Source organism: Oceanobacillus polygoni (genome assembly GCF_008304605.1).
Lineage (GTDB): Bacteria > Bacillota > Bacilli > Bacillales > Amphibacillaceae > Oceanobacillus > Oceanobacillus polygoni.
In genome coordinates this window covers 102,613-123,647 of sequence record NZ_PIJY01000023.1, presented here as the reverse complement: position 1 = coordinate 123,647, position 21,035 = coordinate 102,613, and the positions used below count along the sequence as shown (strand labels likewise).

At 38.2% G+C, this 21,035-nt stretch carries 18 protein-coding genes; 1 reads left to right on the top strand and 17 read right to left on the bottom strand.

The window, feature by feature from the left end:
* Positions 1–208: 208 nt before the first annotated feature.
* Complete coding sequence (locus tag F1560_RS09085; RefSeq protein WP_149474311.1) at positions 209–1,060, top strand: YihY/virulence factor BrkB family protein; 852 nt, start codon at positions 209–211, stop codon at positions 1,058–1,060.
* Positions 1,061–1,098: 38 nt separating this feature from the next.
* Here the strand turns inward: F1560_RS09085 and F1560_RS09080 are convergent, their stop codons facing one another.
* From F1560_RS09080 to F1560_RS09000, 17 genes are all read right to left on the bottom strand, one after another.
* Entirely contained in the window at positions 1,099–1,653 is a 555-nt protein-coding gene (locus F1560_RS09080; protein ID WP_149474310.1) for a nucleotidyltransferase family protein, read from the bottom strand.
* 36 nt (positions 1,654–1,689) lie between these two features.
* Positions 1,690–2,913 carry an efflux RND transporter periplasmic adaptor subunit gene (locus F1560_RS09075; RefSeq protein ID WP_246811921.1) on the bottom strand — a complete coding sequence of 408 codons (1,224 nt, stop codon included), beginning with the start codon at positions 2,911–2,913 and terminating at the stop codon, positions 1,690–1,692.
* Positions 2,913–3,587 carry a hypothetical protein gene (locus F1560_RS09070; protein ID WP_149474308.1) on the bottom strand — a complete coding sequence of 225 codons (675 nt, stop codon included), beginning with the start codon at positions 3,585–3,587 and terminating at the stop codon, positions 2,913–2,915. Before F1560_RS09070 ends, F1560_RS09075 begins: the two co-directional genes overlap by 1 nt.
* Before the next feature lie 291 nt (positions 3,588–3,878).
* Complete coding sequence (locus F1560_RS09065; RefSeq protein ID WP_149474307.1) at positions 3,879–5,045, bottom strand: GNAT family N-acetyltransferase; 1,167 nt, start codon at positions 5,043–5,045, stop codon at positions 3,879–3,881.
* A 215-nt stretch (positions 5,046–5,260) separates the two neighbouring features.
* Positions 5,261–6,631: an MFS transporter gene (locus tag F1560_RS09060; RefSeq protein WP_149474306.1), complete on the bottom strand. Its 1,371-nt coding sequence runs from the start codon at positions 6,629–6,631 to the stop codon at positions 5,261–5,263.
* Between the two features lie 377 nt (positions 6,632–7,008).
* Positions 7,009–7,746, bottom strand: coding sequence for an AraC family transcriptional regulator (locus F1560_RS09055; protein WP_149474305.1), 738 nt, complete (start codon positions 7,744–7,746; stop codon positions 7,009–7,011).
* 111 nt (positions 7,747–7,857) lie between these two features.
* Positions 7,858–8,757 carry a ChbG/HpnK family deacetylase gene (locus tag F1560_RS09050; protein ID WP_149474304.1) on the bottom strand — a complete coding sequence of 300 codons (900 nt, stop codon included), beginning with the start codon at positions 8,755–8,757 and terminating at the stop codon, positions 7,858–7,860.
* Positions 8,758–9,032: 275 nt separating this feature from the next.
* A complete protein-coding gene (locus F1560_RS09045) occupies positions 9,033–10,451 on the bottom strand; it encodes a glycoside-pentoside-hexuronide (GPH):cation symporter (protein WP_149474303.1) in 1,419 nt (472 codons plus the stop codon).
* A 559-nt stretch (positions 10,452–11,010) separates the two neighbouring features.
* On the bottom strand, positions 11,011–12,087 hold the full coding sequence (locus F1560_RS09040; protein ID WP_149474302.1) for a Gfo/Idh/MocA family protein: 1,077 nt from the start codon (positions 12,085–12,087) through the stop codon (positions 11,011–11,013).
* Positions 12,088–12,149: 62 nt separating this feature from the next.
* A complete protein-coding gene (locus tag F1560_RS09035) occupies positions 12,150–13,010 on the bottom strand; it encodes a sugar phosphate isomerase/epimerase family protein (RefSeq protein ID WP_149474301.1) in 861 nt (286 codons plus the stop codon).
* Entirely contained in the window at positions 13,007–14,017 is a 1,011-nt protein-coding gene (locus F1560_RS09030) for a Gfo/Idh/MocA family protein (RefSeq protein WP_149474300.1), read from the bottom strand. The genes F1560_RS09035 and F1560_RS09030 overlap by 4 nt, the downstream gene beginning before the upstream one ends.
* Before the next feature lie 86 nt (positions 14,018–14,103).
* Positions 14,104–15,264 (bottom strand): Gfo/Idh/MocA family protein, encoded by a 1,161-nt coding sequence (locus F1560_RS09025; RefSeq protein ID WP_187773674.1) that lies wholly within the window; start codon positions 15,262–15,264, stop codon positions 14,104–14,106.
* Positions 15,264–16,124 carry a helix-turn-helix transcriptional regulator gene (locus F1560_RS09020; protein ID WP_149474298.1) on the bottom strand — a complete coding sequence of 287 codons (861 nt, stop codon included), beginning with the start codon at positions 16,122–16,124 and terminating at the stop codon, positions 15,264–15,266. Before F1560_RS09020 ends, F1560_RS09025 begins: the two co-directional genes overlap by 1 nt.
* A gap of 281 nt (positions 16,125–16,405) precedes the next feature.
* Positions 16,406–17,686: a TRAP transporter large permease gene (locus F1560_RS09015; RefSeq protein WP_149474297.1), complete on the bottom strand. Its 1,281-nt coding sequence runs from the start codon at positions 17,684–17,686 to the stop codon at positions 16,406–16,408.
* 4 nt (positions 17,687–17,690) lie between these two features.
* Positions 17,691–18,188 (bottom strand): TRAP transporter small permease, encoded by a 498-nt coding sequence (locus tag F1560_RS09010; RefSeq protein WP_187773673.1) that lies wholly within the window; start codon positions 18,186–18,188, stop codon positions 17,691–17,693.
* Between the two features lie 67 nt (positions 18,189–18,255).
* A complete protein-coding gene (locus F1560_RS09005; protein ID WP_210095938.1) occupies positions 18,256–19,260 on the bottom strand; it encodes a TRAP transporter substrate-binding protein in 1,005 nt (334 codons plus the stop codon).
* 388 nt (positions 19,261–19,648) lie between these two features.
* Positions 19,649–21,013, bottom strand: a complete 1,365-nt coding sequence (locus F1560_RS09000) for a hypothetical protein (RefSeq protein WP_149474295.1) — start codon at positions 21,011–21,013, stop codon at positions 19,649–19,651.
* Between the last annotated feature and the right edge of the window lie 22 nt (positions 21,014–21,035).

Genomic DNA, 21,035 nt, shown 5'->3' with positions numbered 1-21,035 from the left:
AAAACGTTTACGCACATAAGAACAAAAGCAGAGCGACGTACAGAGGTGATGAACGTCTTGCTAGTCGCTGGCGCTGGAGCGGGACGTGGTTATTTCGGCATCTAAATTATCGAAGCATAATTTTATAGTCATGCTAACTGTCAGAAAAAGATTGATGATATCGAAACCAGGGTATAGAAACAGTAACTAACAAATTGGAGGATTCCGAATGGCTACTGTTAAACAATTTTCACAAGCATTTATGAAAAAATTCAACGAACATAATGTTACGCTACTTGCCGCATCCTTAGCGTATTACTTTCTTTTAGCTATTTTTCCGCTATTAATTGTAGCTTTCGCTATTATTCCCTATTTTCAAATCAGCCCTGACGATGCGATGGACTTTATTAGCTCCATTATGCCTGGCGAGCTTGTTTCTGTCTTTGAAGAAAATATCGTCGGCCTCGTTGAAACACCACGCGGAGGTCTTTTAACCGTTGGTATCATTGGTGCACTCTGGTCTGCATCAAATGGAATTAATGCATTTATTAAAGCATCAAACGAAGCGTATAATGTCGAAGAAACACGATCTTTTCTCGTTGTTCGCCTTATTGCTTTCGGTTTAACACTAAGCATGATCCTAGCGGTTGTTACTGCTATTTTACTACCTGTGTTTGGAGACGTTCTTTTAGAATTTGGTATATCATTGCTCGGCATAAGTGCCGAAATGACGGTGCTGCTTCAAGTGTTACGATATGCAATTAGTCTCATTATTATTACTGTATTGCTCATGTGCCTCTATCGATATGCACCAAACAAGAAAATTCCATTTAAACATATACTTCCTGGTGCATTAGCAGCAAGTATTCTGTGGCAGACCATCTCACTTGGGTTCTCCATCTATGTAGGCAATTTCGGGAACTACTCTGCCACCTATGGAAGCCTTGGAGGAATCATCGTATTAATGATCTGGTTCTTCTTAACCGGTATCATTCTCATGATCGGTGCCATCCTTAGTGTGATGTACCATCAAAAGGCTACTAGGGAGAATAAAGAGATTCATAAAGCGGCAAATATCTAGCATGAATGGGGCTTGAAGCATCATCTTCAAGCCTTCATTTACCGATATAGAATATGTTTCATACTTTCTCGCACCCCAATGGGCAAAGGCTGATTCAATGCTTTATGAAGCAAATCCGGACGGGTCACACGATTGGTTCGAAAGTATTTCTCAATTCGTATTGCCTTTTCTTGTTTATTTGGGATTAACTGATATAAAACAAACCAGTCTTCTAATGCAGCTAATGGGATCGAGACACCATGAATATTCTTTTTCTCCGCAATATGATTTGCATCGAAAAGTAATTGATAGGTTCCTTGATCATGTTCGATAGCGAAATTTCCCATTACATCTACACCAACACCGTCAACCTCGTATCGGTAAAAATAGGTTGTACGAAATGGATCCTTCGTCGATGCCATTTGTCTTTTCCCAACCTGACCCATCGCATCCTTAATACGTTCGACATCTTTTTCAGCAACTAATACATCGATATCATTAGGCGAATCAATCAGATGGTAATGTTGCAATAATAGTGACCCACCGACTGCCCATTCTATATTATTCTTATTTAGCTGTTTCCCTATTTTGATTAAAGGATCATGAAGCTTCATGTGGTAACCTCATTCCTAGTTGAATTTTCTATAGGACTACCTAGACAATAAGCCTGTTACAAAATGCTCCAGCCAATTTGCATCCGAAAATGATTCACCCGTTAGTTGCTTTGTCCGTAATGGAGTAATAAAGTGAGCGTCATGCTGGAAAAAGTTCGACGGTTTAACAGCAATGAATTCCCCCTGCTCCACTCCATCAGCTACCTCTACAACCTCGTCCACATGCAGGCCTCTTTCAATGTTTTCTTTAGCAATTTTTCCTTCGTTCGTCATTTTCCAAACAGCATCCGTGAAAATTGCTTCCTCAAAAAGCACCGTAGCACCTAGCGATTCTTCCATCGTTATGACAATATCCACATGATAGCCTGGAAGTAATTCGTCTGCTTCATCTTCTACTTCAAAAGCAACCTGAAAAGGGTAGATGCTTTCTTTTGCGATTTCAATTTCAGTCGGTGACTTACTAACTTCCTCGATGACCCCATCTAAACGAGTACCTATTTCATGAACAGCTACTTCAGCGACGCGCCTTTCCTCCATCTGGACACGCTCTTGTTCTGTCAATTCACCAACTGCAAGCACATCATTATTTTGAATCGTAATTACGGGGTCATCCAGATTTACGTGTAGCTGACTAATTGTTCCCTCATAAGGACTTTCCACTGTAATCGTATCTCCAGTTGCCCGCAGCTCAACTAATTGATTATTAATTGTCTGGAGCTGTGCATTTTTTTGTGAAAGCTCCAGCTCCTTTTCGACACGAAATTGCTCCTTCAGCAAATCAGCATCGATCGACGTTTGCGGATACTCTACTTCAATTAATTCCTCTGTAATTGTCACCGCATGCGGCGAACCGAGCTCATCCGACGGAATCTGATACATTTCCATTTGCGAAATTGCCTGCTCAATTGCCGAAATCTCCCCCTGAATTTGATCCGCTTGATTCATCAAATTCGCTTCCATTTCGTAATAATCATGAACAAGGTACGTGTATAATCCATCACCGACATTTACCTGTTCTCCTTCTTCAACAAGAAATTGCTGAAAGCTTCCAAGCTGATTGTCGAAATAAACATGCTCCTCACCTACAGCATGCAGCACACCAGGCTTATAAAGCTTCTCTGTCATATCTTTTTCAAAGCTTTTCGTCCATTCATTCACATACGATGTCCGTTCCACTTTTCCCTCATCATCCAGGAAGACCAGCAGAAAATTAACACCGATGAACAGAGCCATCAACATAGGAACCATTCTTTTTCGCATCATCCAAACCACCTACTTAATATGTAAATATCACCAAAGGCAGTAAGCGCTGTAAGACACCAGCCAATTAAATGCAATAAAATAACATTAATAGCGATAACTATTTTTTTCATTTCCAAAAAAGCAGCAAGATATTTTACTTGAAACCAAATAATCCATAGTTGAAATAGCGTAATTGCTCCGAAAAAGTAAATCACCCAAGGCATTTCCGTTATGTAAGAAGCGATGATCCCTAAGGATAATGGTGACACTTGCCAGTTCAACCCCGCAAAAATAACAAGCGGAATCCAGAGTAGCCGCTCCATCAGCATGACAACTAAGACAACCTGCTGCATAATAATTAGCTTTTGGTATGGAATTCCCGTGAGCAAATAGAACAAGAGGCTTGGAAAAAACAAAATAAATGCAGCAAACAAAATGGCATAGAGTACCCTGCCTAGCACAAACCATAGCTTACCCGTTTCATATGCCGTATCACTTAGTGTTACCGCAATACCTGAGATACGTTCTGTTCCTAAACCAAGAAATGCCATCCAAAGATAGATAGCGATTGCAGCAAGAACAAGGACAACGCTCACCTTCCATAGCTGCTGTACGCGTTCCGCTTTTTTAATCCGAAATAAATCATCCTCCATCGAAAAGAGGAGCCTATATAAATGAACACGATATGTCATAAACCCCCACCCCTTTTCTCCTTGCCATAGTGATTTTATTTTAACTTACAATTTGCAGAAATTCTATGAATTTTGTTTTTTTTGACTTATAACAGGACATTAGTCCCTAGATGGAACTGTGGGAATTTGTCGAAACGTGGCGAGGACGGAAAATTTGTTTGGTTTGATGTGTTGACGAGGTAGGTTTTTTAGCTTTGAGAGAGTAGTTCCAGGCTGTTTAAAGAATTGCAAGAATATAGTACCGGAACCACCACGTCTCGACACGTGACGTGGTGGTTCCGGTATGATGGCTTAAAAATAATCCGTAAGATATGTTTGGCTTACTGGGATAAGCTTTTCTATTATTTCCAGCGTATGTGTATCCGCATGTATAAGTCCCACTTCCGCTAGCTCCTGTGGTCTTCGATAACCTAGAAGCATAGAGGTAAGTTCCTGAACATTACAGTGAATTCCTTCGCGCCTATTCGTGTCCGACTGAGCAATCCGAATACCGCCATTTTCCACAGTTATTTCATAACTCCCGCTGTTCTCCGGTAAAAAACAATCTTCTACATGCAGAAGCAAAGTAGCATCCGGTAAATCCTCATTAAAAGGATAGCTTGCCAAAAATCCTGGTACATCAACAATACGCGCCATAAAATATGGTTCTACTGTTTGCTTAAAGCGTGGCTCACCAATCAGTAATGGTAATTTATCCTTTTCAGGAACCGTCAGCTTGACCTCTTTTACCATGGAATCATGATTAGCAATAAAGTTTAGAAGCAGTTTCCGACCATTTAATGAACGATATACAAGCTCCTCCACTTCGAAAACCCGATCTTTTACACTGTAGAATAAATAGCCTTCTGCTCGATTATTATCATCGTAGCAAACCACCATCATCGCATCTTTCGCTAAAACGCGTTGCTTCCACCATTTTTCATCACGAGTCAGCGGTCCATTGAACTGCTTAGCAAAATCTGTATAAATGGAGTGAAAAAGCTCGATATCCATTTGAGTTCTTCGGACATAGCCAGCTGCATTCCATTTCTGTTTTAATGCTTCCACTGGAATCGTGTAGTGTTTTTTATCAAATGCAACTTCCCAGCCAAATTTTCGATAAAATGGAACCGAAAACGGATGTAAATACGACAGCATTTGACCATTTTCCTTCATATGGTTTAGGGCATGTGCAAGCAGTTGCTTTACCATTCCATTTCTTCGATATTCTGGCCACGTTGCTACAGCGCTAATACCGCCCATGTCGAAGGACTTGCCATTAATATATACGGACAATGGTATTAAATGAAGCTTCGCAGCAATACTTCCTTCTTCCATCCAGCCCCAAATCGTATGTCGCTCAGCTTCTTCCTTTTTTTTCAATAAGTCCACTTCTGATAATTTGTATTGAAAAGCAAACTCGGACAACTCAAAAATCTCGTTATAATCAGCTGCCGATAATTCTTTGATTGGATTCATATGTATATCCCCCTTCATGTGATGTTGCCTTTATCATACTAGGAAAATATGTAGTGTGGCTAATCATTTTAATTGAAGGTGGGGTTGCTAAAGAGCTGCATACTTTATGTTTACTTTTCATATTCCTACCTACTACTATTTCCTCTGCTCACTAACAAAAGTAATTAAACATGATGTTCCCGCTAGAGAACCCCATGTTTAATTGAAAAGCTATCTCAAGCTCTTCTCTCTTTTAATTCTTCATACATACTGTCTGTTTTAGTTCGATTTAAATTAAATATTAAACCGACACCAACTAACATTAAGATAAATGCAATAATTGGGAGCCCTGTGTATAAGCGATAAATATTCGCTGCTACTTCAGCCGATTGCGATTCAGCACCCGAAACAAAGCCGACCCAACCTAATGCATAACTACCGATAGCAGAACCAACACCCATTCCAACTTTCCTAGAAAAGGAGTAGATAGAAAATAACGTTCCATCATAACGTCTGCCTGTCTTCAATTCCGTGTAGTCCAAACAATCTGTAACCAAGGCCCAAACAATCATAACGAAAATCATTAAACCAAGTGTAGCAATATTATATAGCGCAATAAATACGTAAACATTTTCAATTGTAAATAAGGTCAATAGTGTTATTGCAATCAAACTAAATGCAGAGCTGACAATAACTAAATTTCGTTTTTCAAATACTTCGACCAGCTTTGGAACGCTAAAGAATAGAATAACTACAATCGTAATATTGACGATAGAATTAATGGTAAATGCACTTGGCATTTTATAGTACTCTGCAAAAACGATGGCAGCTAATTGATTTACCCCATTGATAATAAGTAACGAGCCGATGGAAGCAATCATCATACCGATTAAAGGTCTATTTGTGAGAGCAGCCTTTAATGCATCCTTGAATTTATAATCTATTTTCTTTCCAGTTGGATTGTCATCACGTACCCGTTCCGTTGTTAACCGTACAAGTGCAGTATAAGATAATAAGGATAAAATACTAAATACGATTGCTACATTAAAAAAGCCTTCAGGGATTACATTACCAGCACTATCGTAAACAAACATCGGGACAATTGATAATGCACCCATTCCAACAATCATACCGCCTATTGCCCGGGCACGAGACAATTTCGTTCTTTCTACTGGGTCACGTGTAATTACCGCAGCTAAGGATCCATAAGGAATAGAATCAGCAGTATAAGCGACTCCATAGAAGTTATAGACGACAACTACCCATATATGAATCATCGTTGTTGAAAAACTGGATACATCAACAAAAGATACTAACAAAGAAGCCGCTAAAAACCATTTCGCAATGCTAATATAAGGCAGAAATTTATCTCCACTCTTTCCTATTCTCCAACGATCGGGAATGGTTCCCATCACTACATCTGTAAAAGCATCAAAAACTCGCGATACTAAAAATAACGTTCCCATGAAATATGGACTAACCCCTAAAACATACGTTGCGAATACTAAGAAGAACGCACCGATGTATAAATTAACAAAGCTTCCACCTATATCTCCTAATGCATAGCCAACTTGGTCCCTTATCCCAAATTTCCTTTGTTTCTTCAATTTTACCCCTCCTATTTATATCTATCGCTTAAAATCCCGGCACTTCTACATATTTGAATTCGCTTTCATAAAATTTATAGTTTATTTGCAAAACAAACTAATTAAGTGCCTATAGCGGATTTCTTTAAAACAAAACCATTTGAAAGCGTTTTATTGTTTTGGTTAACTATTATAGTACATGAATCAGGGGTAAAATTTTTATCCTAAACTTACATGTTTTTATACTAAACTTGCATGATTCAAGAAGATAAGCGCAGAGCACCCGGTTATCGAGGAACGAAATACGCTTTACGGATGTGTCACGGTTCGCAGATTTGGAGGTTTGACACATAAAAAAAGGCCCTATCAGATGCTACTAAATACATCCTATAAAGCCTTTAAATTAGACTACTATGTTGTTTAAACTCCTTTGGCGTTATACCTTCTTCATCTTTAAAAATTCTCGAAAAATATTGAGAGTTATTAAAACCTACAATTAGTGCTATATCTGTCATCGATAGATTCGAATGCTTCAGGAGTTCCTTTGCCTCTTTAATTCGCTTTTGATTTCGAAAACGACTAATCGTTATCCCCTTTTCCTTCTTAAAAGTCCGCATGAGGTGTGACGGATGCACGTGGATTTTCTGAGCTATCACTTCAATGGTAGCATCTTCTGCAAAGTCCGTTTCAATATAGTTTTCTACCTTTTCCACAATGGTAGCATTTTCATTTTCTTTAAACCGAATCGACATATCGCTGTATTCATCTATCATGTTCGTGTGGATATGTTCTAGCAAAGAGATAGAATTCGTATGTTCAATCATAATCGCATACTTTTCTGAAATATAATGGGCCTGTGCTGCACTTAATCCACCCTTCTCTGCACTATAACTATATAGTGTATTATGTGACAAGAGGAAGTTTTTGACGGAGCGTAACGTATTCCCCGGAATTCTTTTCAGGATATCCAAAGAATCATCTTTTAATATCTGATTTACAAGTAGCTTTCCTTCATCAACCTTTGCTTTATTCCCTGTCTGAATCGCATACAGAAACCCTTCCCTAAGCGCATGACTTTGTTTAATAAGTTGATTTTTTGTATAGTCTCTATGCCCTGATTCTAAACTTTTTCCCATCCCAAGACCACCTTAAATCTATGATTAAAGAGGATAATCAAGTCTAATGATACAAAGAAAATTATAACATAAAAAAATATCCAAGCATTTGTGTAAATGCTTGGAACCTGCTTACATATATCGAATAATGTCCTTATATCCTACAAGCTGAATACCTTTTTCTTTTAGATGATTTTTCAACTCTTTTCGCATAAATACCTCGTAATCTCCAATTCTTCCGCCAGAGTAGCGCTGTAATCCATGCGATTCTGGAGTATCTTTTAAAGGGTGAAAGGCAAAGTGCGTCAGCTTCCCTGGTTTTACATTGTCTAGAATTTGCTTTGCTAATTGTAAGCGATCGTCTACATCATGCGTATGCTCAACAGGAAGACCTGTGATGCTATCAACCATAGGTAGCTTCTGTTCAGCAAATGCTGCTATTTTTTCAGTGGACATATTAAATGCCTGTATGGCGCCTTGAATTGCAGGGTCAATATTATCTGGATCGATGTTGAATAATACTGGTAAAATCCCATGCTTCTTATAGAAGTTTGCATAAGCATCCATATAATCAGGCGCCCATAGAATACCACAATGTGTATCCACATGTGTTGGCTTCATTCCTAGATTGCGAGCAACCTGTAACTGTGCATCTATTTCTTCTGTTACAAACGAAGGGTTTGCAGTTTGACTTACTTCTTGCTTATCTTGCTTAAAATAGCCATTTTCATCGACAAATCCTGACTCCTTGCTCATCGTTGAAACTGGGCGCCAGCGGTATGATTCGTACTCGCAATTTAAAACGAAGTGAAGACCAAGGTCGATGTCTGGGTTCTCCCTAAACAGCTTTGCCGCTTCCGGGAACCATGGGGCAGGTACCATAGCAGAACCACTAGAGATCGTTCCAAATTCCAGTAATTCTTGAAAGGCATCAATTGAAGACTGTGTAATTCCAACGTCATCAGCATGGATAACCATTACTTTATCCGTTGCTGAAAAGCCCATATCCTTCAGTACCGGATTTATCTCCATTTTTACTCCTCCTTCTTTAATTCCTAGACTTACAGAAAAATACAAGCGCTTTATATATCTAACTAACTATAAGTATACGATAAACCCCAAGGAGATTTTTGCATTAAGATAGCACTTTTTTACACTATCCTTGCAGAAATAAACTAGATGCAAAACGTTGCTTCATCCTCTTGTCCCTTCTGCTCCGTTTTTCTTAGCATATTTTGGATCGTTAACTTGCCAGCTAAAAACAAAAAGCCCCCACCTAAATGAGGACCTCCGTAAAAATCAAACACTTATTTCATTGCTTCTCTCTTTTCAGCTAAATCAAGTTCAAGCTGTTTCGTACGTTTTTTATTAAGTGGATAAGCAAATACAAGAATAAGGAATACAACAAAGTAAGTAATGGCTGGTACAAGTGTTGCTATCGTATAAATTCCATCCTTCACTTCTTGTGCTTGTGTTGCAACCCCTGAGTTATACCCGACATACGTAAGTGCGAATCCTGCAAGTCCCCCTGCAAACGCCTGTCCAATTTTTCGTGCGAAGGAATACACCGCATAAACCGTACCATCTTCACGGGAACCAGTTAAATATTCCTGATAGTCAATCGCATCTGAAACGAAGGCCCAAATAATCAGGTTGAAAAATGCAAAACCGAAAAGCCCAATCGCATTGATCGTGAAAAATACTGGTAACGTTATATTTGGAATCAAAAAGAGTATTAAATAAGCGGTACCTGCTATCAGCATTCCAGCTGCACCAAGCTCTTTTTTACCAAAACGCTTTACAAGCGGGGTTAGTGCTGGCATGGCAAGAAATACGGCACCACTTTGAAGTAAACTAAATATACTTAAAAGAGCTGCATTTTCAAAATAGTCTTTGAACAGAAATACGTTAATAGAACCAACAAGCATCATGGTCAACATAAATAATAAGGAAGCAATCAAGAGCGTAATTAATGGCTTATTTTTCAAAAGACCTTTGACCGTTGTCACAAAACTCAGTTTTTCACCAGGCTTCTTCTCTGGTTGCTGAATACGTTCTGTTGATAAATTTACACAAGCCATGTAACATGCAATAGCTAAAATGGCAAATATGACAGCCACCATGAACAAGCGACTTGCAGAAACTTCATTATCCACGAATACAATGAGTGGTGCACCTGCACTAATAACAAGATTCGCTGCCATAGCACCCGTTGTTCTCCATCCAGATAGTGCCGCACGATCAGTGGAGTCACTAGACATAACGGAAGCCATGGAACCATATGGAATGTTCACCGTTCCGTATAGTGCCGCCCATGCCATATAGGTGACATAAGCATAAGCTAAATAAAAGCCATCGCCCATACCAGGAATATAAAGAAAAAGTAACACCGTAGTTATAGCAAGCGGGAATGACATTCTAAAGATCCAAGGCTTAAATTTCCCTTTTGGTGTTGTTTTTCTTGAGTCGATAAAGCGCCCCCAGAGAACATCTGTAACCGCATCCCACAATCGGGCAATTAAGAAAAGCGTACCTACTGCTGCAGCACTAATACCGAAGACGTCGGTATAGTATACCATTAAGAAGGTACTTACAAGAATGAAAGAGAAATCGTTTCCAAAATCACCGAATAAATAACCTATCTTATCTCTCATCCCAAATGGGCGTACGGATGGTTTTAGCTCGTTTGGTGATTGTTCAGGTGTTTTTAATGCAGCTTGACTCATTTTAATTCCTCCTAAGAATATGTCTTTGATACTAGATTAGAAGTTTTAACTACTTAACTATCAATCAATATAAATTGCTTACATAATGAATAATGGCAATACTCTAACATTTTAAATCATATGGGTTTGTTGATTATTTTGTTTAACCAACTAACAAATTGGATAAAAGAAGTAATCTTTATTAATTCTACGCTTAAAATCCCCTTTTTGTTAGCCTTTTCATTTGTTTTCTTAAAAAGAGTAAATATACACTGATTGATCCTAGAATACCTACTATATTAGCTTCTAATCAATTTAATCGCTTTCACTTTTTTGCATTCTTTCAATTAATTTGTTTACTCTACTAACTAATAATTATCTTACATGTAAGCGCTTGTAAAATCAAGACTTTTGAAATTTTTTTATCGTTAAAAGTTTTTTCTGAACATTTTTAAATTTATTGTGGCTTCGTTCAATCAATAGAGTTGCTTCCATCAACGTGGGTTGTGCTAAACCTCTTAAATAGAACTTTTACGCAAAAAAATAATGCTAATCACAAATAGTGACCAGCATTATTCCATTATTTTGTAATATGAACCGCTTCCGCTTGTGTCCTCAAGCATAGCTCAGCCGCTTTAAAGGCATGCGCTTGAGTCATTGCATTTTCTGTACGATGGATACAATCTTTGATCAGCTCACCGAAGAATGGGAATCCTACTTCACCTGACAAGGCATAGTGTTTCTCGCCATCTTTGTTGACAAGGTAAAGGTGATTCCCTGTTTCTTCCCGTGCTACATCAACATATTTACGAATCTCAATCGTACCTTCTGTTCCAGTAATAAATGTACGGCCATCTCCCCATGTCGACAGTCCATCTGGTGTAAACCAATCTACCTTGAAGTAGAACGTTGCTCCATTGTCTCCAACAAGTGTAGCATCTCCATAATCCTCTAGCTCAGGATATTGTGGGTTGTTATAGTTTCCAACCTTACTATGCAAGATGCGCGCATTTTCATTTCCAGTAAAGTGCAAGAACTGTTCAATTTGATGGCTACCAATATCACATAAAATTCCACCATATTGCTCTTTATTAAAGAACCAATCTGGGCGACTATCTGCATTTAGACGATGTGGACCAAAGCCTGTCACCTGAATAACACGGCCGATAGCACCATCGCTAATTAACTGACCAGCAAATACAGCTCCTTCTACATGAAGGCGTTCGCTAAAGTAAACCATATACTTTTGTCCTGTTTCCCCCACGATACGCTTTGTTTCTTCAAGCTGCTCTATTGTTGTAAATGGCGTTTTATCCGTAAAATAATCTTTACCTGCCTTCATAACCTTGTTCCCCAAGGCACTTCTTTTGGACGGAATTGCTGCAGCTGCTACTAATTTTATGGATTCATCATTTAAAATTTCTTCGAGTGATGATGCAACCTCTACTCCAGGAAATTGTTCAACAAATTTCTGGACCTTTTCAGGATCTGGGTCATACACCCATTTTAATGTTGCTCCTGCCTCTATTAATCCGTTACACATTCCGTTAATATGACCATGGTCTAATGCTGCTGCAGCAATCGGAAACTCACCTTCTTTAACGACAGGATTTGGCTTTCCTTTTGGTGCATAGTTCATTCCATCTGCGTTTCCCATATCTCACCTTCTCCTTTCATTTTGATGGCATATAATCGTAAATAGAAATCAGCTTATACCGATTAAAACCAATCTGCGTATCCTAGCTTTCTTAAGTTCTCCGCTGATGTTTGTAGACAATCAAATGGATCTCTTCCGTACGTATCATCTTGTTCAATTAGGAAATACTTTGCACCACTGTCAAGTCCAGCTGCAATTACTGCTGGAATATCTAGATTTCCTTCGCCTACTTCCGCAAACTCTATTAGATTGGTAAACTTCTCGAAAAATGTAGCCATATCTTTCAAATCATCTTCATTTACATCTAGCTTCCCAATTCGATAGTCTTTTAAATGTAATAATGCAATTCGATCTTTGTATTCTTGAATAAATGTTACCGGGTTTACCCCTGCACGTTGAATCCAGTGAACATCCAATTCAAAGCCAAGCCTTGATGTGTTATTTTTGATAATATCTAACAAATACTCGCCATCATACTTCTGGAATTCAATATGGTGTGTATGATAATATAATTCGATTCCATGGTCTGCTAGTCGTTCAGCCATTGCTTCGGCACGTTCGATAAATGCAAGTATTTGATCCTTATCACCCATCACATTCAATGGGAGCATTCCAATACGAACATAGTTACAGTTAAGCGTCTTACAATCATCCACGATTTTTTCAAAATCATTGCTTAACGTTTCTCCTGGAGCACCTGGTAGCATCGGCTCTAATCCAGCAGAAAGCGCAGCAATTTCGATATTAAAATCTTCACTTGCTCGTTTTAACGCCTGCACATTTTCTTCTGTCATCGGAATTTGCGAAACCTCTACAGCGCTAAAGCCAAGTTCATGTAGTCGTTTCATCACTTCATAAGCACCGAGTTCTTCAACTTTGCCTTTGAGCATCATCATTTGTACGCCCATTTTACCTTTTGTCATTGGTATACCTCCATTTTTATCGTTTTCTTAATTTCGGATGATCTACGAATTGCACTAATCATTTCCATGGACTTCTGTGCATCTTTCACATGAATGTAATCGTCTGTATCATTCTCAATACAGTTATAAAAATGATGAATTAATTTGGAATGGCTTGCACCATAATAAAATTTTGAGCCAGGTAGTTTGCTATCCTCTACTACTCTTTCTTTTATCCCATCTTCATTCGTTTTTGTAAGAATGCTATCTTTGATTGTTAATTTTCCTTTTTCCAGGATCACTTGAAACTCAACAGATGAGTTTGTTGCATTTGTTACGGTTGCAAAGAACAAACCTGTTGCCCCATTTGCAAATTGAATATTTGCCGTGGCAGTATCTTCGACATCATAGCCATAGTCAACCAAGTTATCGATCGAACCTCGTATCGTTTTGATTGGCCCACCAACTAATTGCATTTGATCTAACGTATGGATAGCTTGATTAATCATGACGCCACCGCCAGCTAGCTTAAACGTTCCTCGCCATGGCTTCACATCGTAATATTCCTTTGGCCTGAACCACGTTACTAACCCTTTTATTCCTGTTACTTTGCCGTATTCTTCACTCTGAATTAGTTCTTGAAGCATTTCAAATGACTCATTCAAACGATTTTGGAAAGCAACGCAAATTTTAACCTCTTTATGTTGTTCTTCTAATTCAGCTATAAACATACCTTCTTCTGCATTTCTTGCAAGAGGCTTTTCTAAAAGAACGTGGACACCTTTTTCAACACATGCTTTTGTAGCTGGGTAGTGCAGGTGATGTGGTAAACAAATATGGACACAGTCTAATTCCTCTTTTTCTAGCATTTCATGATAGTCATGATAAAAATGAACATCTGGGAACGATTCCTTTAAGTTTGTATTTGTATCACATACTGCAACTAAGGCTACGTTTGAATTCTCCTTTATAGCTGGTATATGGATTTTGGAAATATCACCTAAACCAATTACTGCTACCTTCAGCATTATTTGGTACTCCCTTCACTAAAGCTTATTAGAAAAACAGGGCTATCAAAGCCCTTGTTTTTCTATCTATAAGCGATCCTATCTCCTTATTTTTGGATAGGGCTCTTCTTTTCTTCTTCGATTTTCTTCGTTAACGCAGCAAAGTATTCGTCTTCGTCAACTGGTAACTCTACTTCTTTCCCTAACCAGCTAGATAAGTGAATCGCATTTGCTAGTGCAACACCATTGATTCCATCGCTACCAGGAGCAAGTAATGGTGTTCCTTCAAGGATGTTCGCTGCGAAGTTTTCCATTACCGAAGTATGTTGTTCACCCCAGACACTTTCAAACTTGAGTACTTCTTCATCATAAATTTCACCAGGGCCAGCACCCATGAAAATTCTCATAACGTCTTGCATGTCCATCGTCGCACTCATTTCGGATTCAGGTGTTTTCAAGCGTTTAATTGTAACGGTTTCACTATCATCAACAACAATTTTTCCTTTATCACCATGGATTTCAAAACGGTCCGTTCCCATAATGTCATGTGTACATGTAATAAACGTACCTGTAGCACCATTTCCATAGTCAAGCAATGCTGTTACCTCATCTTCTACAGCAATATCTCTTTGATAACCATATTTTACATTGGAGTAAACTTTCTTCGGCATACCTGCAATCCATTGCAGCAAGTCCAATTGATGTGGCGCTTGGTTTACAAGAACACCTCCACCTTCACCTTCCCAAGTTGCTCTCCAAGCACTTTGGTCATAATATCCTTGTGGACGCCACCAAGTCGTAATAATCCAATTCGTACGACGGATATTTCCGATTTCACCATTATCAATAACTTCTTTAACCTTTTGATACAATTTATTTGTTCGTTGATTAAACATAATCCCAAACGTAAGCTCTGGCTTTGTTGCAGCAAATTCATTTAATTCCTTAACTTGCTTTGTATAAACGCCAGCTGGCTTTTCTACTAATGCATGAACGTCTCTTTTAAGTGATTCAATTCCCATTTCTGGATGAAGGTAATGCGGAACACACGTAACAACTGCATCTACATCTCCGCTTTCTAACATATCAATGTAATTATCGTAAAAAGGAACATCTGGATACTTCTCTTGTGCCAATGCTTTTTTCTCTGGATCGATGTCACAAATTGCACCAATTGCCATATTTGGTACTCTTCCCTCAGCAATAAACCCCGCATAAGCTCCACCTTGTGCACCTAAACCAATAATGCCTAATCTTACTTTTTCCATTATCCATTCTCCTCACTATATATTTTTAGACGTTTGCGACGAAATTCGCCCGCTGTCATGCCTACATGTTCACGAAAATAACGACTGAAGTGCGAAGCGCTTTCAAAACCACTTTCAATCGCAATGTCTTTTATACTCTTTTTTGGTTCCATTTCTAGTAAATACTTCACCTGCGTCAATCGGGATGCCATCACATACTCCATTACTGTAAACCCTGTCATTTCTCTGAATAAATGAGAAACATAGGACTTACTTAAATTCAATGCCTCAGCAATCGATCCAACCGTCAATTTTTCCATATAATGCGCTTGAATATATTTCAATACATTTTCAACATGCTCCGCTTTTTCCGACTTTTTGTCGATTAGCTTCTTGGAATCCTTTTGGCCTAGATTATATACACTGATTAGCACTTGGAGTAAGAGTACTTTCAGCTCCGTTTCCTGATGAAGCTCATGGCGATTCGTTACCTGGCTCAATTCTGAGAGCTGTTGAATAAGCTTCTCTATTGCCTTTGATTCTTCATTTTCCTTCGTTCGAATTAAGCAATGGTGAAGCCGTTGAAATGCTTCTAATAAATACATCGCTCCTAATTCCTCAAGTACAGACTTCACCCATTTTGGTGAAAAATGAACAGCACTACGAATATACTCACTATTTGGATGGACATTCGGCTTATGCAATGTCATCCCATCCATGATTAGAATATCCCCCGGTTCCAAGTCATATATTTGGTTATGAATCAAATAACGGCATGTACCAGAGTGAAAGAAGTAGATTTCATATTCTTCGTGGGCGTGGTAGTCAAATGGTTCATTCGTACCTCGCATTCGATAAAACGCTATCATTGATTGATTCAAACAGCCCACTCCTTTCAAAGGCCTAATTTTATTTTATATCAAGTATGCAGGAATTACATTAGCCTAAACTGTCAGTTATTTCATAAAAATTGACTGAGAGTGCTTTTTAAAAGATTTTTCTAGATAATAGATTAACATGAAAGCTCGATAATTTGCCAAGAAACCCAACGAACTTTTTCTCCGTAACTTCTTAAAGTAGAATTCATTAAAAGGGACTACAAACAAAAAAACACCCCAAACCATCACTTTTAATGATGATTTGGGGTGTTGACATAGACTTCTTATTGCCCAAATAAATTTGGTAAGAATAACGAAAGCTCTGGTATATAGGCTACTAATAAAAGTACGACAATCATGACAGCATAGAAAGGCAGCATTGCTTTTGCTGATCTTTCTATCGATATCCTTCCAATAGCAGACCCAACGAAAAGGATCGAACCAACCGGTGGTGTAACGAGACCAATACCTAATGCTAGCATTAATACGATCCCAAAGTGAACAGGATCCATTCCTGCGCTTGTCGCAACAGGTAGAAGAATTGGTGTTACAATTAATATAAGCGGTGCCATATCCATAACCATTCCCAATAACAGCAGGATAATTAAAATAATCAATATCGTTATTGCATCATTCGGTGAAAAGGTCAATAACGCATCCGAAACTAATGCAGGTACTTTCAACATTGCTAGTAGCCAGCCGAACGCAGCAGAAGCACCAATTAAAAATAGTACCATCGCTAATGTTCTAAATGTTCTTTCTAAAATAACCCCCATTCTTGTTACAGGGATTTCTCTATAAACAAAGAATGTAATAATAAATGCATACAGTGCTGCAATGGCTGCTGATTCGGTAGCTGTGAAGAAGCCACTCAAAATACCACCCATGATAATTACGACCGTAAATAGACCTAATAAACCATCTCTTACAATTTTCGGTATGTCTTCTTTTTTAACTGCTTCACCTTTTGGATAATTACGTTTTACAGCAAGCGCATAAGTTAAAATCATAATCGCTAATGCAAGAAGCAATCCTGGACCAAGTCCGCCAATAAAGAGTGCTCCGACAGATACTCCACCAGCTGCTGTTGCATAAATAATCATATTGTGACTTGGAGGAATCAAAACCCCTTGTGTCGAACTTGAAATCGTTACTGCAACCGAATAGTCTGTATCATATTTCTGCTTCTTCATCATTGGAATTAAAACAGATCCTAATGAGGAAGTATCCGCAAGTGCTGAACCAGAAATCCCACCAAAGAGAGTACTCGAGAATACGTTTACCATAGCCAGTCCGCCTCTAACTTTGCCGATAATAACATTCGCAAGATTAATTAACCTTCTAGAAATTCCACCCTCATTCATAATTTCTCCGGCTAAAATGAAGAAAGGTATTGCCAGTAGTGAGAATGAATCCAAGCCACGAACCATTCGCTGTACAAGGGAGGCTGGATCAATTCCCATATATATCCCTGTAAGTAAAGATGAAATGATTAGCGTGAGTGCGATTGGAACTCTAAAAATAAGTAACAAGAAAAAACTACCAAATAATATAAGTATCTCCATATGCTCACTCCTCATTTGCATCGTCAAACTCTTGATGCATACCTTTCTTGAATAATAGCGCTGTTCCATACAAAGTTACATAAAAACCAGATATAGGCATAACTACATACAACATACTACTAGGTAGTCCCGTTCCAGGCATAACATTATTCGCCATTAATGTAGTGAAATTCCATCCATAATAAATCATAATAACACCTAAAAATATAACAAGCCCTTTTGCAAAGTAATCAAAGATATCCTGTACTTTTTTAGGCATCATATTTACAATAAGACCTAACGCAATATGCAACTTTTCTTTAAACCCATATGCAATCCCCAAAAAGCTTACCCAAACAAATAAGATTCGTGATAATTCTTCTGACCAAGAAGGTGTAGAATTAAGTATTTGACGTGAAAACACTTGATAGATAATAATGACAATCATGACTGCAAGTAGTGTTAATGAGACTACTAATAGCAACCGATCAAGGATAAGCTTAATAAGTCTTAAGGTCTTCATCATAATCCTCCTCTTATGAAAATAGGGGGAATGAGGATTCCCCTCCCTTCCCCCATAAATTTACAATTTATTCTGCTAATCGATCAATCCAATCACCGAATTGATCACCATATTTATCATATACCGGTTGAACCGCGTCTCTCCATTCTGAAATGTCATCTACCTCAACTAATTCACTTCCTGCCTCTAAGACAGCTTCTCTAGATTCCTCGGTTAATTCTGCCCATGCTTCACGCTGTACTTCAACCGATTCCAAAGCAGCTTCTCGAAAGGCTTCTTTATCCTCATCACTTAAGTCATTCCATAAACTTTCTGATGCTAATAGTACTTCTGGATTTCCTTGATAACCATTAACTGTAAAGTATTGGGATACATTATAATGATTAGAAGTGTAGTAGCTTGGGAAGTTATTTTCTGCCCCGTCAATTACCCCTGTCTGCAATGCTGAGTAAACTTCTCCATACTCCATCGGCGTTGCAGAGGCACCTAACGCTTCTACGATATCAATTGCCAATTCAGAGTTTTGTACACGAATTTTCAATCCTGCCATATCCTCTGGATTTTCTACCGGGCGTTTCGTATTATAAAAACTTCTTTCTCCAGAGTCATAGAAAGCAAGCCCAACCAAATTCGAACCATCTAATGTCGCTAAAAGATCTTGTCCAACTTCACCATTCAGTTTTTCCCATTTTTTATCCTCATCTTCAAATAAATACGGCATCGATAAAACACCAATATCTTGTGAGAATTGTGCTAGTGGAATGGAGTTAACCCTTGCTAAATCGATTGTACCTAATTGTGCTTGTTCTAGTACTTCTGACTCTTCCCCTAATTGGCCACCTGCGTACACTTCAATTACATAACGTCCATCTGTCTTTTCTTCAACGAGTCTAGCAAACTCTTTATCCCCAATTGCAGTTGGATAATCATCTGGATGATTTTCCGCTAAACGTAGTGTTGTCGTTTCCGTACTTCCATCAGAATTACCTGCTCCAGATGACCCACCACATGCCGCTAACACAATAGCTACAAAAATCATCACCGAAACTAATGTTACCGCTTTCTTTTTCAAATAAATTGCCCCCCAAAATATTATTTGTTAGTCAAACAAACTAAATACTGACTTCATTATAATTGAAAGCGTTTTTATTTTCAAGTATTTTTATTAATTAAATAATTATAAAATTTATTGTTAAGTAGTGTTTCTTGGATATATGGATTCACTCCATTATAGCTATTAAACACGTACTTATAATACCTTGTCCTATCATTGCACATGCAACCGCCCAATAATTCTTCCATAATAAGGACCGGTGTTTTTATATTTATCTAGTTGAAGCTGAAGGCATTCGTTAAAGGGATTCTCACGAAAGCGTTCTTTGCTCTCCTAGAACCCCCTATACTTTGAAGGGCAAGATGCCTCAAACGAATGCCTTCGACAAAGCCGTGCATCATGTACATTATAAAAGTAAGTATGCAACGATTGACCCTATCCCGCCAAACATGAGCGCATAAGGTATATTATTTAATGTGATTCGGTATGGGTTTTGTCCAATGTTCATGGATGTTAGTTGAACAACTAGTCCATAAGAACCAACCGTTAATGTAGAAACTGCACTCGTTGTTAAAACAATTGCAAGGCTGGTCGGATTCATCGTTTCTAGTAAAGTTGCGATCACGCCACTTAATATTCCAATCGTTGCAATTGGGTGGACACCAAACATACTCATAAAAATAAAAATAAGCTGAATGACAACAAAAATAAGGAATGGATAATTAATGATAGCCAAAACCGGCTGCTGAATAAAGTCTAAAAATGCTGTACCACTAATACTATTTGCGAAGAAGGCCAAGGAAATGAATAAAACAACAAAGTTCTGCATCGTATTTGTCTTCTGCTTCCACGTTTTCCAACCAATTATCCAAAAACTACGCCCTCGTTTCATGAACTGAGCCCAAACAAACGCAAACGGGAAAATAAGGATCGTAACCGTAAAAATGAAATCAAGATTAAATAAATTTCCTAACGTAATCACAAGTGTTAAAAACACAACAAGCGCAAACATTAAATGAATAATTTTTTTCGTTACCTCTTTCATGTTAATACTTACTTTTGCAGGACTGTCATAGGAATACTTCTTATAATGATAACGACCCCAAAATGAATCAAGCAGAAATGTAATCCCTGCAATCAACAGAAGCCAAGGTAATAACGACACATAGTCAGCACCAGTGGTGAAAATGGAAACAGCTAATAAGATCTCTAATGGGCTCCATAATAGTGCTAGTGTATAGCCTCTAAGTGTTGCTGTGCCAATAAATGAATTTCTTACTTTTTTATTCAATGTGCGTAAGTTATCTTTTAACACATCTTGCGAAATGGTTGCGGCCGATAGATTTAAGAAGGCTGCTAACGTAAGTGTTGTAATCGATCCACGTGGATAAAGCTTACCCAAGTCAGAAACATTTACGTTTAGCAGATTGTTCAAGCTTCGATCAAATCGACCACTCCTAACAACACTGTTCATCCATGGCAGCATTGCTAAGAGCGTTAGAAGCGACATGTTCGATGTAAGCAAACTAGGTAGCTTTATCAGTGATTGGTCAGATGTTAAAAAGACCAAACCTCCTACTATAATAAATGCAGCCCCAAGTATTTTAAATAAATTAGATGCACCGATAAAAGAAACTGCTAGCATAAGTAGAGCAAGTATTCCTATCATGTAATTAAGAGAATCACTTTCGATAAACACATTGACGATATGTATGATAAATACACTGGAATAGAAGATATATAAATAGTTAAAAACTGGATGATGCTTCATTTTGTCCTCCCATAGTTACTTC

Excerpts from the sequence above, each read along its gene's own strand:
- F1560_RS09035 (WP_149474301.1), bottom strand. The coding sequence starts at position 13,010 with ATGACAAAAGGTAAAATGGGCGTACAAATGATGATGCTCAAAGGCAAA.
- F1560_RS09065 (WP_149474307.1), bottom strand. The coding sequence starts at position 5,045 with ATGAATCCAATCAAAGAATTATCGGCAGCTGATTATAACGAGATTTTT.
- F1560_RS09050 (WP_149474304.1), bottom strand. The coding sequence starts at position 8,757 with ATGGAGATAAATCCGGTACTGAAGGATATGGGCTTTTCAGCAACGGAT.
- F1560_RS09080 (WP_149474310.1), bottom strand. The coding sequence starts at position 1,653 with ATGAAGCTTCATGATCCTTTAATCAAAATAGGGAAACAGCTAAATAAG.
- F1560_RS09085 (WP_149474311.1), top strand. The coding sequence starts at position 209 with ATGGCTACTGTTAAACAATTTTCACAAGCATTTATGAAAAAATTCAAC.
- F1560_RS09040 (WP_149474302.1), bottom strand. The coding sequence starts at position 12,087 with ATGGGAAACGCAGATGGAATGAACTATGCACCAAAAGGAAAGCCAAAT.
- F1560_RS09045 (WP_149474303.1), bottom strand. The coding sequence starts at position 10,451 with ATGAGTCAAGCTGCATTAAAAACACCTGAACAATCACCAAACGAGCTA.
- F1560_RS09055 (WP_149474305.1), bottom strand. The coding sequence starts at position 7,746 with ATGGGAAAAAGTTTAGAATCAGGGCATAGAGACTATACAAAAAATCAA.
- F1560_RS09010 (WP_187773673.1), bottom strand. The coding sequence starts at position 18,188 with ATGAAGACCTTAAGACTTATTAAGCTTATCCTTGATCGGTTGCTATTA.
- F1560_RS09015 (WP_149474297.1), bottom strand. The coding sequence starts at position 17,686 with ATGGAGATACTTATATTATTTGGTAGTTTTTTCTTGTTACTTATTTTT.
- F1560_RS09000 (WP_149474295.1), bottom strand. The coding sequence starts at position 21,013 with ATGAAGCATCATCCAGTTTTTAACTATTTATATATCTTCTATTCCAGT.
- F1560_RS09070 (WP_149474308.1), bottom strand. The coding sequence starts at position 3,587 with ATGACATATCGTGTTCATTTATATAGGCTCCTCTTTTCGATGGAGGAT.
- F1560_RS09025 (WP_187773674.1), bottom strand. The coding sequence starts at position 15,264 with ATGGAAAAAGTAAGATTAGGCATTATTGGTTTAGGTGCACAAGGTGGA.
- F1560_RS09030 (WP_149474300.1), bottom strand. The coding sequence starts at position 14,017 with ATGCTGAAGGTAGCAGTAATTGGTTTAGGTGATATTTCCAAAATCCAT.
- F1560_RS09075 (WP_246811921.1), bottom strand. The coding sequence starts at position 2,913 with ATGCGAAAAAGAATGGTTCCTATGTTGATGGCTCTGTTCATCGGTGTT.